The organism is Actinoplanes aureus (assembly GCF_015704865.1).
Lineage (GTDB): Bacteria > Actinomycetota > Actinomycetes > Mycobacteriales > Micromonosporaceae > Actinoplanes > Actinoplanes aureus.
Window position 1 is genome coordinate 1 of sequence record NZ_JADQTO010000024.1, and the last position, 14287, is coordinate 14287.

The 14287-nt window shown below is 70.7% G+C and carries 13 protein-coding genes; 9 read left to right on the top strand and 4 right to left on the bottom strand.

Annotation, left to right across the window (positions count from 1 at the left end; translation table 11 throughout):
- Positions 1-163: 163 nt before the first annotated feature.
- Positions 164-313 carry a hypothetical protein gene (locus tag I4J89_RS36485; RefSeq protein ID WP_196418741.1) on the top strand — a complete coding sequence of 50 codons (150 nt, stop codon included), beginning with the start codon at positions 164-166 and terminating at the stop codon, positions 311-313.
- 160 nt (positions 314-473) lie between these two features.
- Here the strand turns inward: I4J89_RS36485 and I4J89_RS36490 are convergent, their stop codons facing one another.
- Complete coding sequence (locus tag I4J89_RS36490) at positions 474-1517, bottom strand: amidohydrolase family protein (RefSeq protein ID WP_309238620.1); 1044 nt, start codon at positions 1515-1517, stop codon at positions 474-476.
- Between the two features lie 108 nt (positions 1518-1625).
- Positions 1626-2540 carry a LysR family transcriptional regulator gene (locus I4J89_RS36495; RefSeq protein WP_196418742.1) on the bottom strand — a complete coding sequence of 305 codons (915 nt, stop codon included), beginning with the start codon at positions 2538-2540 and terminating at the stop codon, positions 1626-1628.
- A 155-nt stretch (positions 2541-2695) separates the two neighbouring features.
- Here I4J89_RS36495 and I4J89_RS36500 point away from each other — a divergent pair, with 155 nt between their 5' ends.
- Genes I4J89_RS36500 through I4J89_RS36530 form a run of 7 tightly spaced genes read left to right on the top strand, consistent with a single transcriptional unit; the run spans position 2696 to position 9982 of the window.
- Complete coding sequence (locus I4J89_RS36500; protein WP_196418743.1) at positions 2696-3625, top strand: VOC family protein; 930 nt, start codon at positions 2696-2698, stop codon at positions 3623-3625.
- Between the two features lie 12 nt (positions 3626-3637).
- Complete coding sequence (locus I4J89_RS36505; protein ID WP_196418744.1) at positions 3638-4768, top strand: FAD-dependent monooxygenase; 1131 nt, start codon at positions 3638-3640, stop codon at positions 4766-4768.
- Between the two features lie 28 nt (positions 4769-4796).
- Positions 4797-5789 carry a C-terminal binding protein gene (locus I4J89_RS36510; protein ID WP_196418745.1) on the top strand — a complete coding sequence of 331 codons (993 nt, stop codon included), beginning with the start codon at positions 4797-4799 and terminating at the stop codon, positions 5787-5789.
- Entirely contained in the window at positions 5786-6763 is a 978-nt protein-coding gene (locus tag I4J89_RS36515) for a phosphotransferase family protein (protein ID WP_196418746.1), read from the top strand. Before I4J89_RS36510 ends, I4J89_RS36515 begins: the two co-directional genes overlap by 4 nt.
- Entirely contained in the window at positions 6760-8070 is a 1311-nt protein-coding gene (gene eno / locus I4J89_RS36520; protein WP_196418747.1) for a phosphopyruvate hydratase, read from the top strand. Before I4J89_RS36515 ends, eno begins: the two co-directional genes overlap by 4 nt.
- Positions 8067-9038 carry a fumarylacetoacetate hydrolase family protein gene (locus tag I4J89_RS36525; RefSeq protein ID WP_196418748.1) on the top strand — a complete coding sequence of 324 codons (972 nt, stop codon included), beginning with the start codon at positions 8067-8069 and terminating at the stop codon, positions 9036-9038. The genes eno and I4J89_RS36525 overlap by 4 nt, the downstream gene beginning before the upstream one ends.
- Positions 9039-9040: 2 nt before the next feature.
- Positions 9041-9982, top strand: coding sequence for a PDR/VanB family oxidoreductase (locus I4J89_RS36530; protein ID WP_196418749.1), 942 nt, complete (start codon positions 9041-9043; stop codon positions 9980-9982).
- Between the two features lie 77 nt (positions 9983-10059).
- Here the strand turns inward: I4J89_RS36530 and I4J89_RS36535 are convergent, their stop codons facing one another.
- Positions 10060-11274: an FAD-dependent oxidoreductase gene (locus I4J89_RS36535; protein WP_196418750.1), complete on the bottom strand. Its 1215-nt coding sequence runs from the start codon at positions 11272-11274 to the stop codon at positions 10060-10062.
- A 312-nt stretch (positions 11275-11586) separates the two neighbouring features.
- Here I4J89_RS36535 and I4J89_RS36540 point away from each other — a divergent pair, with 312 nt between their 5' ends.
- The gene (locus I4J89_RS36540; protein ID WP_230860206.1) at positions 11587-12309 is read left to right on the top strand and encodes a DUF72 domain-containing protein; all 723 of its coding nucleotides are present in this window, start codon (positions 11587-11589) and stop codon (positions 12307-12309) included.
- Positions 12310-12470: 161 nt separating this feature from the next.
- Here the strand turns inward: I4J89_RS36540 and I4J89_RS36545 are convergent, their stop codons facing one another.
- Positions 12471-14276, bottom strand: a complete 1806-nt coding sequence (locus I4J89_RS36545; protein ID WP_230860207.1) for an RICIN domain-containing protein — start codon at positions 14274-14276, stop codon at positions 12471-12473.
- Positions 14277-14287 lie beyond the last annotated feature (11 nt).

Sequence of the window (14287 nt, forward strand, 5' to 3'; positions counted from 1 at the left end):
GGCCCGGTGTCTCCAGCTTCATCGAGCGCAGCGGGATAGTCACGGCCCTGAGGGCCGATGGGGCCTACTCGATGTCGCTGGACGGTGGGGCGACGTGGTCACCGATCTCGGTCCCGGCGCCGTAGCTTGGCCACTCGGCTCGGAGCAGCGAGGGAGAGGACAGATGTCCAGCGTCATCGCCGGAGTGGACCCGCACAAGCGGTCGGCCACCATCGAGGTCATCGACCTGCGGGAACCTGCCCTGAGCCAGATCCGCCACCGGAGTCGGAAAGTCGGGCCGCCTAGCGAGCTGGTACACCCGCTGGCGGCCTGATGTACATGGCCAACGTTCGGATGTTCGGCTGGTTGACGTCCTTGCCGCGTACGAGCGCCATTTCAACGATCACCGGCCACACCAGAGCGCAGCCGTTTCGCCGCCTCGGCGATGGCGGCTTCGGGGTCGGTTCCGAAGCCGACGGTGATGTCGTAGCCGTTCATCGCGAGGCTCCGGTCGTCGGCAGGGCGAGCAGACGGGCGGCGTTGCCGCCGCGGATCGCGTCGGTGGTGGCGGCGTCGAAGCCGGCGGCTTCCAGGCGGTCGACCGGGTCGTCGACGCCCATGTCGAACGGGTAGTCGCTGCCGAGGGTGACCTGCGTGGCCCCCATTACGGCGACGAGGTGGCGCAGTTGTTCGGGCGTGTAGACCAGTGAGTCGACGAACGTGCGCCGCAGCAGCTGCGACGGCGGCAAAGTGGTGGTACGAGCGTCGGTGCGGTTCGCCCAGGCGTGGTCAGCCCGGACGATGTAGCTGGCCAGGTAGCCTCCGCCGTGCGCCGACCAGAGGCGCAGCCGCGGGTGGCGTTCGAGCACACCGCTGAACAGCAGCCGGGACAGCGCGAGCGCGGTCTCGGTCGGGTTGCCCACGGTGTTGAACAGGTAGTAGGCGTTCAGGCGCGCGCCCAGCGTGCAGCCCCAGGGGTGGATCAGTACGGCCAGATCCAGTTCCTCGGCGGCGGCCCAGAAGTCCGCGAGCGAGGGATCGTCCAGCTCCCGGTCTGGTCCTGCCGCTGTCGAGATCTGCACACCGCGGATGCCCGCGGAGGCGGCCGAGCGAAGCTGTTCGACGGCAAGGTCGGGATGCTGCAACGACACTGTGCCGATCGGGATCAGCCGGTTCGGTTCCTTCGCGCAGTACCCGACGAGGTTCTCGTTGCTGACCGCGACGACCCGGGCCGCCAGCTCCCGGTCCGCCCAGGCGTGCGGCAGCGGTACCGCGCTCACCGCCTGCACGTCCACCCGTGCCGCGTCCATGGCGGCCAGGCGGATCCCGAGGTCGGTCAGCCGGGGTCCCAGTGCGGCGATCTGCCGGACGTTGACGGCGAGTGACGCGGGACCGAGCGCGGCCGCGTCGAGGTGACGCTGCTGTGCCAGACCGGGCAGGCCGACGATCAGCGCGTCGACGGCCGGGATCGCCAGGTGAGCGTGAACGTCGATCGCGGGGACCGGGCTGGAACCGATCGGTGGGCGCGCAACGGTCACGAGTCACTCCCTTCGTCACCGCGACGGCGTTGCCACGGGGTGGTGACAGCATCAGACGACGGCGGCGCCGGGGGAACTCGCCATTTCTTTTACCTGGCATTCAGCGCGTCAATGGCTAATGTCTGCGGCGACGGCGAGCAGCTCCTGGCGCAGCCACACGTGCCCGGGGTCGCGGTCGCGCCGGGAATGCCAGTACGCCGACTGGTGCAGCGGCTGCAGCGGCATCTCGGGTTCGAGGATGCGGATGTCGGCGGCACCGGCGACCCGCCGGGCCAGTCGTTCCGGGAGCACGGCGACCAGCTCGGTGTCGGCCAGCATGAACGGCATGGTCATGAAGCCGCTGGCGGTCGCCACGACGGGCCGCTCGCAGCCGGCGGCGTCGAGCTCGTCCTCGATGATGGAGCGCCGGCCCTCGACGCTGTACATCAGGTAGGGCGAGGACGCCAGCAGTTCGGCGTCCAACCGGTCCTTGCGGGTGGGATGCCCGTTCCACACCGCGCCGACGAAGCGATCGGTGAGCACCCGCAACCGGGAACACTCGGGCAGGCCGTCACCGACGAGCCGGTCCGGCAGCACCGCGATGTCGAGCTCGTCGCGTTGCAGGGCGGTCAGGTAGCTGCTGTCGACCGGCGTCGCGTCCAGCCGCAGACCGGCCGCCACCCCGGCGAGCCGGCCGAGCAGGGGACGCAGCAGCATCACCCCCACGTAGTCGCTGGCGATCACCGTGAACCGCCGGGTGTCGGTCGCCGGGTCGAACACCGGCGGCCGGACGATGGTCTGCTCGATCGTGGCCAGGACTTCCCGCACGGGGTCGATGAGTGCCTGGGCGCGAGGCGTCAGCTCCAGGTGGCGGCCGTGTTTGGTGAGCAGCTGGTCGCCGAGGACCTTGCGCAGCCGGGCCAGGGCCGTGCTGGTGGCCGGCTGGGACAGGTGCAGCCGCTCAGCGGCCCGGGTGACGTTCTTCTCCCGCAGCAGGGCGTCCAGCACGACCAGCAGATTGAGGTCGACCTGTCCGAGTTTCATCGCTTCTCCCAGCACACGCAGTTGATCGTGCGGCGTGTGACTCCAGTCATATCACCGATGAATTGGAGCGATAGCAACCATGCATTTCCGCCCGGCGCGGTCGCTTCCTAGCGTCCTCAACAACACCGAAACACCGCCGACATCGAGGAGACACCATGACCAGCCTCATCGCGAAACTCGGTTACGTCGGCGTCCAGACCCCCCGTTACGAGGAGTTCCGCACCTGGGGACCCGAGGTCCTCGGCTGCATGCTCGGCCCGGACGGGGAGGACGGCGCCGTCCGGTTGAAGATCGACGACGCGGATTACCGTCTGTCGTTCCACCCGGGTGAGGAGTACCGCACCGCCTACGCCGGTTGGGAGGTGCTCAATCACCGGGATCTGGACGCGGCGATCAAGCGGCTGGAGGACAACGGCGCCAAGCCGCGCTACGCCGACGACGCCACCACCAAGGCCCGCGGCGTGCAGCGGCTCGTGCAGTTCGAGGACCCGTTCGGCCTGCCGCTCGAGCTGTTCTGCTACCAGGAGTCGAACTACCACTACTGGCACCCGCCGCGCCCGCACGCCGGATTCGTCACCAAGGAGCAGGGCCTCGGGCACGTCGTCTTCGCCGTCCCGGACGCACGCAAGGCCGTCGACTTCTACATCGACGCGATGGGCTTCATTCCCAGCGAGGTGCTGACGATGAACGAGCCGCTGGGTGAGATGTGGTTCCTGCGGGTCAACCCGCGTCACCACAGCGTCGCGTTCCTGGAGGTGCCGAACTCGGTCGGCCTGCACCACGTCTACCTCGAGTCGGTGGACATCGACGACGTCGGCTACTCGTACTTCGACGTGCTCGGCGGCGACGCCAACCCGGATCTGCAGATGGCGTTCGGGCGGCACATCGGCGACCAGGTCATCTCCTACTACATCCACACCCCCGGCGGCTTCATGATCGAGTACGGCTGGGGTGGCGCGGCCATCGACGAGATGGACAAGCGCTCGCCGAACAACCTCAACTTCCGCAACGGCAAGCGCCAGGAGATGTGGGGTCACAAGTTCCGCTTCCAGCCGAACGAGGCCGTGCACCCCTACCAGGCCTGACGGAGTCCTGCCATGCCCGCAGTGAACAACGTCCTGGTCGTCGGCGCCGGCGCGGCTGGAGCCGCCACCGCCATCCTGCTCGCCGACGCCGGTGTGGCCGTCGACCTCATCGAGATCAAACCCGGCGTCACCGCCCTCGGATCGGGCATCACCCTGCAAGGCAACGCACTGCGTGTGCTGCGCCAACTCGGCGTGCTGGACGACTGCCTCGCCCTCGGCTACCCATTCTCCCAGCTCGTCATCCGTGCGCCGGATGCGTCAGCCACCGTCGTCGCCCAGGTCGACGACATTCCGTTCGGCGGTCCCGACCTGCCGTCCACCATGGGCATGTACCGGCCGGATCTGGCGCGCATCCTGATGGACCGCGCCGAACGCGCCGGCGTCAAGGCGCGATTCTCCACCATCGTCGACGCCGTCGAGCAGGACGGCGACGGCGTGGACGTCCGGTTCTCCGACGGCACGTCGGGCCGCTACGACGTGGTCGTCGGCGCCGACGGAGTCCGGTCAGCGATGCGGCGCACACTGGGTGTCGAACTGACGACCCGGTCCGTGGGGCTGGGCGCCTGGCGCATGTTCGGTCCACGGCCGGCCGGGGTCACCGCCTTCAACGTCGTCTTCGGCGGTGCCTCGCACATGGTCAGCGTATGCCCGACGTCGGCCGACACCGCGTACTGGTCACTGCTGGAAGACGCCCAGGACCGCGCGACGTTGAGCCCGCAGGAGCGGCTGGCCGAATTCCGGAAGCTGATCAGCCACTATCACGGTCCGTGGGACGAGGCCCGCGACGCCCTCACCGACCCGGCGAAGCTGCACTACACCTGGTTCGAGACGCACCTGCTGGACCCGCCGTGGCATCGCGGCCGGGTGGTGCTCATCGGCGACGCCGTGCACGTCTGCCCGCCGACCATCGCGCAGGGCGCGGCAATGGGCCTGGAGGACGCCGTCGTGCTCGCCGAGCTGCTGACCACGGCGGACCGCATCGACGACGCGTTGTGGAGCGCGTTCATGGCCCGCCGCTACGACCGGGTCAAAACCGTCGTCGAAGCCTCCCTGCAGATCGCGCAGTGGAACCTCGACCACGTCCGCGGCGACGTCCCCAGCATCACCCGCAAGGTCGCCGCCATCGTCAGCCAGCCGGCCTGACCCCCCAACACTCGCAGGGAGAAACTACATGGGCGCACGCGTCCTGGTGACCGACGTCGCCTGGCCGACGACCGACGTTGAACGGTCGGTGCTGGCCGGCGCCGGCGCGGAGCTGATCCTGGCGCCGCCCGGCGACACGGCGGCGCTGGCCGCGCTGGCCGTTGACGCCGACGCCATCCTGACCTGTTTCCGCACCGTCTCGGCCGAGGTGCTCGACGCGGCGGTCCGGTGCCGGACGGTGGCCCGCTACGGCGTCGGCGTCGACAACATCGACGTCGGCCACGCGACCCGGCTCGGCATGCTCGTCAGCAACGTGCCGGTCTACTGCGTCGACGAGGTGGCCGACTCGGCACTGCTGGGCATCCTGGCGCTGGCCCGCCGGCTGATCCCGCTCACCCGCGACGTCGCCGCCGGAGGGTGGGGGCGCACCGTACCGGGGTCGGGGAGCCGGCTGCGCGGCAAGATTCTGGGGCTGGTCGGACTCGGCTCGATCGGCAGCGCGCTGGCCGAGCGTGCCCACGCCCTGGGCCTGGACGTGGTGGCTTTCAGCCGGTCACCACGACCGGTGCCCGGCGTCCGCTGGGCCGCCTCGCTGAAAGACCTGCTCGCCGAGGCCGACATGGTGTCGCTGCACATGCCGCTCACCGACCGCACCCGGCAGCTGATCGGCGCAGCCGAGCTGGCCGCCATGAAGCCCACCGCCTGGCTCGTCAACACCGCCCGCGGGCCGCTGGTGGACACCGCCGCCCTGCTCAAAGCACTGGAACACGGCACGATCGCCGGCGCCGCCCTCGACGTCACCGACCCCGAGCCACTACCGGCCGACCATCCGCTGCGCACCCGCGACGACGTGGTCCTCACCCCGCACACGGCGTTCTCCTCCGACGGTTCGCTCGCCGAACTCGCGCGCCGGGCGGCGACCAACGTCGTCGACGTGCTCGCCGGACGGCTACCCGCCACCATCGTCAACCCCGGCGTGCTCACCTCCGCGGCGCTGCGTACCCCGCTGGCGGCGCGATGACCACCGAGGTGGACGACCTGGCCGGACATCTGCACCGGCGAGGACTGACGACGTCACGCGACGTCCAGGTACGGCCGCTCGCCGGAGGCGTCTCCAACGACGTCGTCGCGGTCACCGCCCCCGACCTCGACGCGGTGGTCAAGCGGGCCCTCGGCCGGCTGCGGGTCGCCGAGGAATGGCTGGCCGACCCGGCACGCCTGACCACCGAGGGCCGCGCCCTTCAGACCGCCGGGCGGCTGCTGCCCGGCGCGGTCCCCCGCGTCTACGACCTGGCGGACGGCTACCTGGTGATCGAACGAGCACCGGACACGTGGCGGACCTGGAAACAGGACCTGCTCAACGGGGCGGTCGACACCCGGGTCGCCGCACGCCTGGGCCGGGCGCTGGGAACCTGGCAGCGCCGCACCGCCGGAGACGCCGCGATCGCCCGGGAATTCGCCGACCGCACCGCGTTCGACCAGTTACGCACCGACCCGTTCCACCGCACCGTCGCCGCACGTCATCCCGGCCTGGCCGACGTCGTCAACCACACGACCGCGGTGATGCAGGAGTCGACGGTGTGCCTCGTGCACGGCGACTACACCCCGAAGAACGTTCTCGTCGAACCCGGCGGGGACGGCGCGTGGGTGATCGACTGGGAGGTCGCCCACCTCGGCGACCCCACGTTCGACCCCGCCTGGACCATCGGCCACCTGCTGCTCAAGACCGTGCACCGGCCGGCCGCCACCCAGGGCTACGCGGCAGCGGCCCGCACTTTCCTCGACAGCTGGGCGGCCGAACTGGCCGGCGCGGTCCGCATCGATGCCGCGCAGCTGGTCCGCCAGACCGGCTGCCTGCTGCTCGCCCGCGTCGACGGCAAGAGCCCGGCCGCCTACCTGACCGAAACCGATCGGCAGCGCACCCGGGCCCTCGCCCGCCGGCTGCTGTCCGATCCCCCGCCGACCACGCTCGACGCCTGGGAGCTGATCGCATGAGCGACACCACCATCATCGGCCTGCTCGCCTGGGAGGCCCTGGACTCACGCGGCAAACCCACCGTCGGCTGCGAAGTGCGCCTCGACGGCGGCGCGACCGGCCGGGCCGCCGTCCCGTCCGGCGCCTCCACCGGCCGCCACGAAGCCCGGGAACTGCGCGACGGAGAGGCCCGCTACGCCGGGAACGGGGTACGGCTCGCCGTGGCCAACGTGACCGGTGAGATCGCCGACGCCGTCCGGGGATGCGACGCCACCGATCAGGCCACCCTCGACGGGCTTCTGCGGGACCTGGACGGCACGCCCGATCTGCGGCGGCTGGGCGCCAACGCCGTCCTCGCGGTCTCGGTGGCGGCGGCACTGGCCGGGGCGGCCGCCCGCGCTGTTCCGCTGTACCGGGCTGTCGCCGACGAGGGCGCCGCCCCGCTGTTGCCGCTGCCGATGGTCAACATCATCTCCGGTGGGGCGCACTCCGGCCGCTCGATCGACGTGCAGGACTTCCTCGCCGTACCCGTCGGTGCGCGCTCGTTCGCCGAGGCCATCGAATGGGCGAGCCGGGTGCGCGCCGGCGCCGCCGAGGAACTGACCGGTCGCGGCCTGCCGGTCGCCCTGGTCGCCGACGAGGGCGGCCTCGGGCCGCTGCTGCCCACCAACCGGGCGGCGCTCGACGTGCTCGTCGCGGGCATCCAGCGCGCCGGCCTGCGACCGGGCGACGACGTCGCCATCGCCATCGACGTGGCCGCGACCCAATTCGTACGCGCGGACGGCCGCTACGTGCTGGCCACCGAGAACCGGGAACTGACCGCCGACGGTCTCGTCGACGAACTGGCCGCCTGGTGCGCGTCGTACCCGATCGTGTCGCTGGAGGACGCGCTCGCCGAGGACGACTGGGCCGGCTGGCGCATCGCCACTCAGCGCCTCGCCGGGCGGCAGTTGCTCGGCGACGACCTGTTCGTCACCAACCCGGACCGGCTCGACCGCGGCATCGGCGAGCAGGTCGCCAACGCGGTGCTGGTCAAACCGAACCAGATCGGCACGCTGGACACCGCCCGCTCGGTGGTCCGCCGGGCCCACGCGGCCGGCTACGCCACCGTGCTGTCGGCCCGCTCCGGCGAGACCGAGGACGACTGGCTGGCGGACCTCGCCGTCGGCTGGCGGACCGGCCAGATCAAGGTCGGCTCCACCACCCGCTCCGAACGCACCGCCAAGTGGAACCGGCTGCTGCGTCTGGAGGCCGAGTTGGATGAGCACGCCGAGTACGCCGGCGGCGCGGCACTGGCCCAGGTCAACGGAACGGAGATCGTACGATGACGCGGTTCGTGAACGGCTGGGCGCTGGGCCGCTTCGACGACGGGGCGCGACAGTTCGTGGCGGTGGTGGTGGGCGACCGGGCGATCCCGTTGCAGGACGACGGGCTGACCGCCGGCCCGGCCACGCTGCGGGCCCTGCTCGACAACTGGGCTTACATCCACCCGAGGCTTGCCGAGCTGGCCGGCTCCGCCACGCCGGGCGACGGTGTCCCGCTCGACGTGCTGCGCACGCTCGCCCCGGTGGAACCCCGGCAGATCCTGCAGGCCGGTGCGAACTACCGCACTCACGTCGCCGAGATCATCGTGTCCAGCCGGGCCGCTGACGATCCCCGCTCCGATGACGAGTTGCGCCGCGCGGCGGAGCAGATGATGGACGAGCGTGCGCGTAGCGGCAGCCCGTTCCTGTTCAGCGGCCTTCCGGCGGCGATCTGCGGCCCGGATGACGACGTGCTGCTGCCGGCCGAGGCGAGCCAGGTCGACTGGGAGGCCGAACTCGCTGTGGTCATCGGCGCGCCCGCACGGCGGGTCTCCCGCGAGCAGGCGATGGATTACGTGGCCGGCTACACGGTGTGCAACGACATCAGCGCCCGGGACCTGCAGTTCCCGGCCGAGCACAAGGCCCTCGGCGGCGACTGGCTGCGAGCGAAGAACCGGCCGACGTTCCTGCCGACCGGCCCGTTCCTGGTGCCCGCCGACCAGGTCGGTGACCACCGCAAGCTCGAGATCACCTTCGAGCTCAACGGCGAGCGCCTGCAGCAGGACGTACCCGGCAACATGCTCTTCGACGTGCCCACGCTGATCGCCGAGGCGTCCGCCGCGACCACGCTCTACCCGGGGGACCTGATCCTCACCGGCAGCCCGGCCGGCAACGGCGGGCATTGGAAGCGCTGGTTGCGGGCCGGAGACGTGATGCGTACGGCGATCGCCGGCCTGGGCGAGCAGCGCAACACCTGCGTACCGGAGCAGTGACCGTGCGGCCGCCGGTCGCCGGGCAGCTGGGCCGTGCCCTGCTCGTCCGCGGCCGGCGGCTGGTCGGCCCGGCCACGATCGAGCTGCGGCTGGGGCCTGCCGACGAGGCCGCTCTGCCGCGCTGGGCGCCGGGTGCGCACATCGACCTGGTTCTTCCTGGCGGCCTGGTCCGCCCGTATTCGCTGTGCGGGGACCCCTACGACGCCACCTCCTGGCGGGTGCTGGTGCGCCGTCGAACCGATGGTGGCGCCTCCGCCTACCTGCATGACCGCCTGCGGGTCGGGGACATCGTCCACGCCCGGGGACCGCGTGACCGCTTCGGTCTCGTCGGCGCCGGCCGCTATCTCTTTCTCGCCTCCGGCGTCGGCATAGCGCCGCTGCTGCCGATGGCACGCTGGGTCGACGCCGCCCGCATCTTCCCGTGGACGCTGCTTCACCTCGACCATCGCGATTCGGTGCTGGCGGACGAGGTTCGCTCGCTCGGCGCGGGCGCGGACCTGGCCAGCGACCTGGATGCCGTCGCGGAGGCGGTGATGGCCGCGGCCGACGGCACCGCGGTGTACGCCTGCGGAAGTGCCCGCTTCGTCGACGCGGTCACCGGGCTCACCGCCGGCCGGCCCGGGCTGACACTGCACCGGCAGCAGTTCGACGGCCGGCCGAGCGGGCCGGGTGAGACGCCCGGCTGCGAGCTGGTCCTCGCCCGGCGCGGCGACCGGATCCGGGTGCCGGCGAACACTCCGCTGCTCGAGGCGCTGATCGACGCCGGCGTCGACGTGCCGGCGTCGTGCGGCTCCGGCATCTGCGGCGCGTGCATCGTTCCTGTCCTGCACGGTGCCGTCCGGCACCGCGACTCGGTGCTCACGGACACCGAGCGGGCATCCGGCCGGCACGTGGTCGCCTGCGTCTCGGCTGCGGCCGGCGGGCGGCTCGTCCTGGACCTCTGATCTGCTGATCGTCGGCACGCGCCGATGCGCCGGGGTCCCTTGGCGGAGGGCCCGGCGCACTGGCAGATGCCGGCTGATCAGTCGGTGATGAGGGCGAGCTGCTTGTTGATCTCGGCGGGGTTGGTGTCGCCGACGACCTTCTGCAGGAACGGTGTGCGGTCGAAGATGAAGTCGCGGACCGGCCGCAGCAGTCTCGGGGTGTGGTGGAACATCTGCCCGTTGCGGTAAGCCATCGTGACCTGGAACGCCGTGTGCGGCTTGCGCGGCTCCTCGTACGCCTGCAGCGCCTGCCGGACAGCGGCGAAGTCGGTCAGGTCGACGCCGCGCAGTCGGCGGCCGATGAAGTAGCCGTCCTCGATGGCCATGCCCGCGCCATACGCGGCGTACGGGGAGGTGGCATGTGCCGCGTCCCCGGCGAGCGTGATCCGGCCCTGCGACCACTGCGGCAGGAAACCACGGTCGCGCAGCACCCAGCGCTGGACATGCTGCGCCTCGGTCCGCTCGATCAGCTGCGGCAGCGGGTGCGGGAACGTGCGGCCCAGTTGCTTGGCCCGGGCCAGCAGGTCGGCCGGCGCGGGGGCGTCCGGGTCGCAGGCCTCGAGCACCCACCACTGGTAGCCGTCGCGGCCCTTGTAGCGGATCGACGTCCAGCTGCCCTGCACCTCGCGACCGTGCCCGATGACGCAGTAGCCGGTCTCGCCGCCGATGTCGTCGGCGAAGGTGTAGCCGGCGATCGCGTGCAGACGATGCTCACGCTTGGGGCCGTCACCCCACAGCGTGCGGCGCACGACTGAGTCGATGCCGTCGGCGCCGACCAGCACGTCGGCTTCGTAGGTGCTGCCGTCGGCCAGGTGCAGGGTGACGGCCCGTTCGTCCTGCTCGATCCGGTCGACGCTCTGGTTGGTGCGCAGCACGCCGGGCGGCAGCGCCGCGAGCATCCGCTCGTACAGCTCGGGTCGTAGCAGGCCGATGAAGCCACCGCCGCGACCGTACTGTTTCTCGATCTCGGGGTCGCTCTTGATCGTGGCGCGCACGCGCCCCTTGTCGTTGCGGAACTGCGACAGGCACGGCGCACCCAGGTCGGTCGTGTCCACCCCCATCAGCCCGAGAGCTTTCAGCGGCGGCGGCCACAGGTTCAGAACGTTGCCGGCCGGGCGGGCCTCCCGGTAACGCTCGAAGATCGCCACGTCGTGGCCGGCCTGATGTACGGACAGCGCGGTGGCCATGCCGGCCGGTCCGCCGCCGATGACGGCGACGCGTCCACGTCTCGGGGATGGTGAAGAAGCAGACATCGTTGTTCTCCTCGGTTGCGGATCGGCCGGCACGTCGGCGTCAGTTCCGGAACGGATGCACCGTTCAGCGAGTTCAGGAGCTCTGCCATCAACGGCTACCGCGTCACTGATGTGTGATGTGCATGACGCTAGGAATTAACCCGGGCGAGGGGAAATCCGCGCTGGCTATCGCTCCAATTCACGGCGGCTATGGCCGCGAGGGCGCGGCGATACCGCACGCTTGCCACCCTGACGTCCCGATGTGATTCCCGCGGCATCTAGGGGTATCCGTGGCATATGACTCGGACGAAGGTCGGCCTGTGCGGAGCCAGCATGGCGCTGACGTCCTACTCGCAACGCTTCCGGGTGCTGGAGGTGCAGCAGACGTTCTACGAGCCGCCCCGCGAGGCGACGCTGCGGCGGTGGCGGGCCAGCGTTCCACCGGCGTTCGAGTTCACCATCAAGGCGTGGCAGTTGATCACGCATGAGGCGAAAAGCTCCACATACCGGCGGCTGCGCACCCCACTGACAGCCGAGGAACGCACCCAGGTCGGCGGTTTCCGGTGGACGCCCGTCGTTGCGCGCGCCTGGGAGACCACGCTCGGCTGCGCCGCGATCCTGGAAGCGACCGCGATCCTGCTGCAGTGCCCGGCGAGCTTCCGGCCGACCGAGACCGCCATCGCGCGGCTGCGTGAGTTCTTCGCCAGAGCGCGCCGGCCGGCCGGTGTCCGGCTGTTGTGGGAGCCGCGCGGCCCGTGGCCGGATGAGGTGGTCCGGGGCTTGTGCGAGGAACTCGACCTGACCCACGCCGCCGACCCGTTCCTGCGCCGCAGCCTGACGCCGATGGCCTACTACCGGCTGCACGGCATCACCGGCGCCCGGCACATGTACACGGATGCTGAGCTGGCGCACCTCGCCGACACCGTCGGCGACGGCCCGGCATACGTGATGTTCAACAATCTGCCCCGGGCCGCCGACGCCTGGCGGTTCAGCCAGCTGGTGCGCCGGGATGCGGGCGCCGCCCGACCGACGCTGGTCGACGCCGGCCTCGACTGACCGGCGCCCTTTCCTCTACAGCCGGCGCCGTGCGGGCCGAGAACACATCTACTGGGCGCACGGAGAAGGCTCTGTCAAACCTAGTTGGTGACGGACTCGGCGACGGCCATCTCTTTCTCCGTCGCCGGGCGTGGCGACGGAGAGGCCGGAGACCGGTTCCGTCAGTTCGATACTTGGACCAGGGACCACTGCTGTTCGGTTAGGTTCTGGTCCGGCCATTGGATGACTGGGGCGCCGTCGGCAGCTGAGCCACCGGACACGGTCAGCAGCTTGCCGCTGTGGCGGGCGCGGATCTCGTAGTAGCCGCCGACGGCTTCCAGCGTGTAGGCCTGATCGAATCCGGTGTTGTGCACCCATTGCACCGCTTGTGCCCCGTCGGCGGTGCTCGTCTGCCAGATCGACACGGCCTGACCGCTGTTGCGGTTGAGCAGCGTCCGGTAGCCGCCGCCGATGTCGCTCACGTGCCAGTGCTGGTTGATGCCGCCGTTGTCGGCCCACTGCACCAGGTTCGCGCCGTCGGTCAGGGTGGCGCCGTACGCGTCGAGGACCTTGCCGCTGCGCCGGTTGACCAGCTTGTAGTACGCCCCGGCGGAACGCCCGAAGTCGATGTCGGCGTGCTGGATGTGGCTGGCACCGGAGAGGACCAGCACTCGTCCGGTGCGGGGCACATACGTCAGGTTGCGGCTGTACCCGGCCCCGATGGTGGTGAGCTGGCGCGTCCAGGGACCGGTGCTGCTTCCGGTCGGGTTGACCCACACGTCGCCGCTACCGGCGGCGTTGAACAGCAACCGGCCGTCCGGCAGCCGGATGATCACCGGGCTGCCGCCGGTGGTGAGCGCGGGTGACCCCGCGGTGACCGGCAGGGTGGTGATGTTCGTTCCGGCGGCCCCGCCGACGGCGAAGAACCGCAACGGATCGGACGAGATCTTGTAGCGCGTGTTGTCGCCGCCACCGAAGTACTCGTAGGTCATCATCCAGCGGCCGTCGCTGGTCGGTACCACGTTGGGCATGCCGGGTCGCCCGCCGCCGATCTGGTTGACGCCGCCGACGTTCTGGGTGAGGCCGGCGACGTCGACCACGGGCGCGCTCCACCCGCCGGCGGTGTTGCCGTTCCAGGTCCGGTGGGCGATGACCTGCCCGTGGGAGTCACCAGCGGTGTTGTTGTCGGCACGCATGGCCAGAACACCTGTGGACGCGTCGTAGCCGGTGTAGTCGTTCTCGTCGGAGTAGTAGGCGACGAGCTGGTTGTTGTGAACCATCAGGTACGGCTCCCAGATGGGGTCGACCTGCCGGTACGTGTTGGCCCGGGCGATCCGCTGACCGATGGCGCCGGCGCTGCCGCCCTGCCACCCGCCGGTGGTGATGATGTTCAGGAAGCTCCAGGAGGCGCCCTGGTTCGTGCTGGCGTACAGGGCGATCGCCATGTCGCGGCGATCGCCGTCGTTCGTCGGCACCCAGTTCGGGTCCGCCGCCTTCTGCTCGGTGTAGTACACGTCCTCGCCGGACACCACGGTGGACAGCAGCAGGGTACCCGCGCTCAGGTTGCCGACGTTCTGCGGCAGGACGTAGAAGTACGGGTTGGTCCAGCTGCTGGTGTACCGGGCATGGGCCGGGTCGCCGGATGCGTAGGCCGGGGCGGGAACGTCGGACAGCCACTGCCAGGTGGTGCCGTCGTCGTCACTGCGGTACACCGGGATGACCTGGCCGGCTGCCGTGCCGGTCGGGCCGACGGTGGCCTTCTCGAACGCGGCCACCAGGCGTCCGCCCGGCAGTGCCGCGGCCTTCGGGTACACGCTGCAGTTGCTGAATCCCTTGGTGCACCTGGCGTCGGTGGGAAGTTGGAAGAGGGTCCGCGGCGTCGGGCTTACGGCCTCGGCGGGCAGCGCGGGCCCGGCGAGCGTCAACAGCATGGCGAACAGTACGGCCACGGCACTGCGCAGCGGTCGGCTTCGGGAGCGGTCGTTCATGACATTTCCTT

Bases quoted from the DNA above. Each gene is read 5' to 3' on its own strand.
- I4J89_RS36485 (WP_196418741.1), top strand. From the start codon at position 164: ATGTCCAGCGTCATCGCCGGAGTGGACCCGCACAAGCGGTCGGCCACC.
- I4J89_RS36495 (WP_196418742.1), bottom strand. From the start codon at position 2,540: ATGAAACTCGGACAGGTCGACCTCAATCTGCTGGTCGTGCTGGACGCC.
- I4J89_RS36500 (WP_196418743.1), top strand. From the start codon at position 2,696: ATGACCAGCCTCATCGCGAAACTCGGTTACGTCGGCGTCCAGACCCCC.
- I4J89_RS36505 (WP_196418744.1), top strand. From the start codon at position 3,638: ATGCCCGCAGTGAACAACGTCCTGGTCGTCGGCGCCGGCGCGGCTGGA.
- I4J89_RS36510 (WP_196418745.1), top strand. From the start codon at position 4,797: ATGGGCGCACGCGTCCTGGTGACCGACGTCGCCTGGCCGACGACCGAC.
- I4J89_RS36515 (WP_196418746.1), top strand. From the start codon at position 5,786: ATGACCACCGAGGTGGACGACCTGGCCGGACATCTGCACCGGCGAGGA.
- eno (WP_196418747.1), top strand. From the start codon at position 6,760: ATGAGCGACACCACCATCATCGGCCTGCTCGCCTGGGAGGCCCTGGAC.
- I4J89_RS36525 (WP_196418748.1), top strand. From the start codon at position 8,067: ATGACGCGGTTCGTGAACGGCTGGGCGCTGGGCCGCTTCGACGACGGG.
- I4J89_RS36535 (WP_196418750.1), bottom strand. From the start codon at position 11,274: ATGTCTGCTTCTTCACCATCCCCGAGACGTGGACGCGTCGCCGTCATC.
- I4J89_RS36540 (WP_230860206.1), top strand. From the start codon at position 11,587: ATGGCGCTGACGTCCTACTCGCAACGCTTCCGGGTGCTGGAGGTGCAG.
- I4J89_RS36545 (WP_230860207.1), bottom strand. From the start codon at position 14,276: ATGAACGACCGCTCCCGAAGCCGACCGCTGCGCAGTGCCGTGGCCGTA.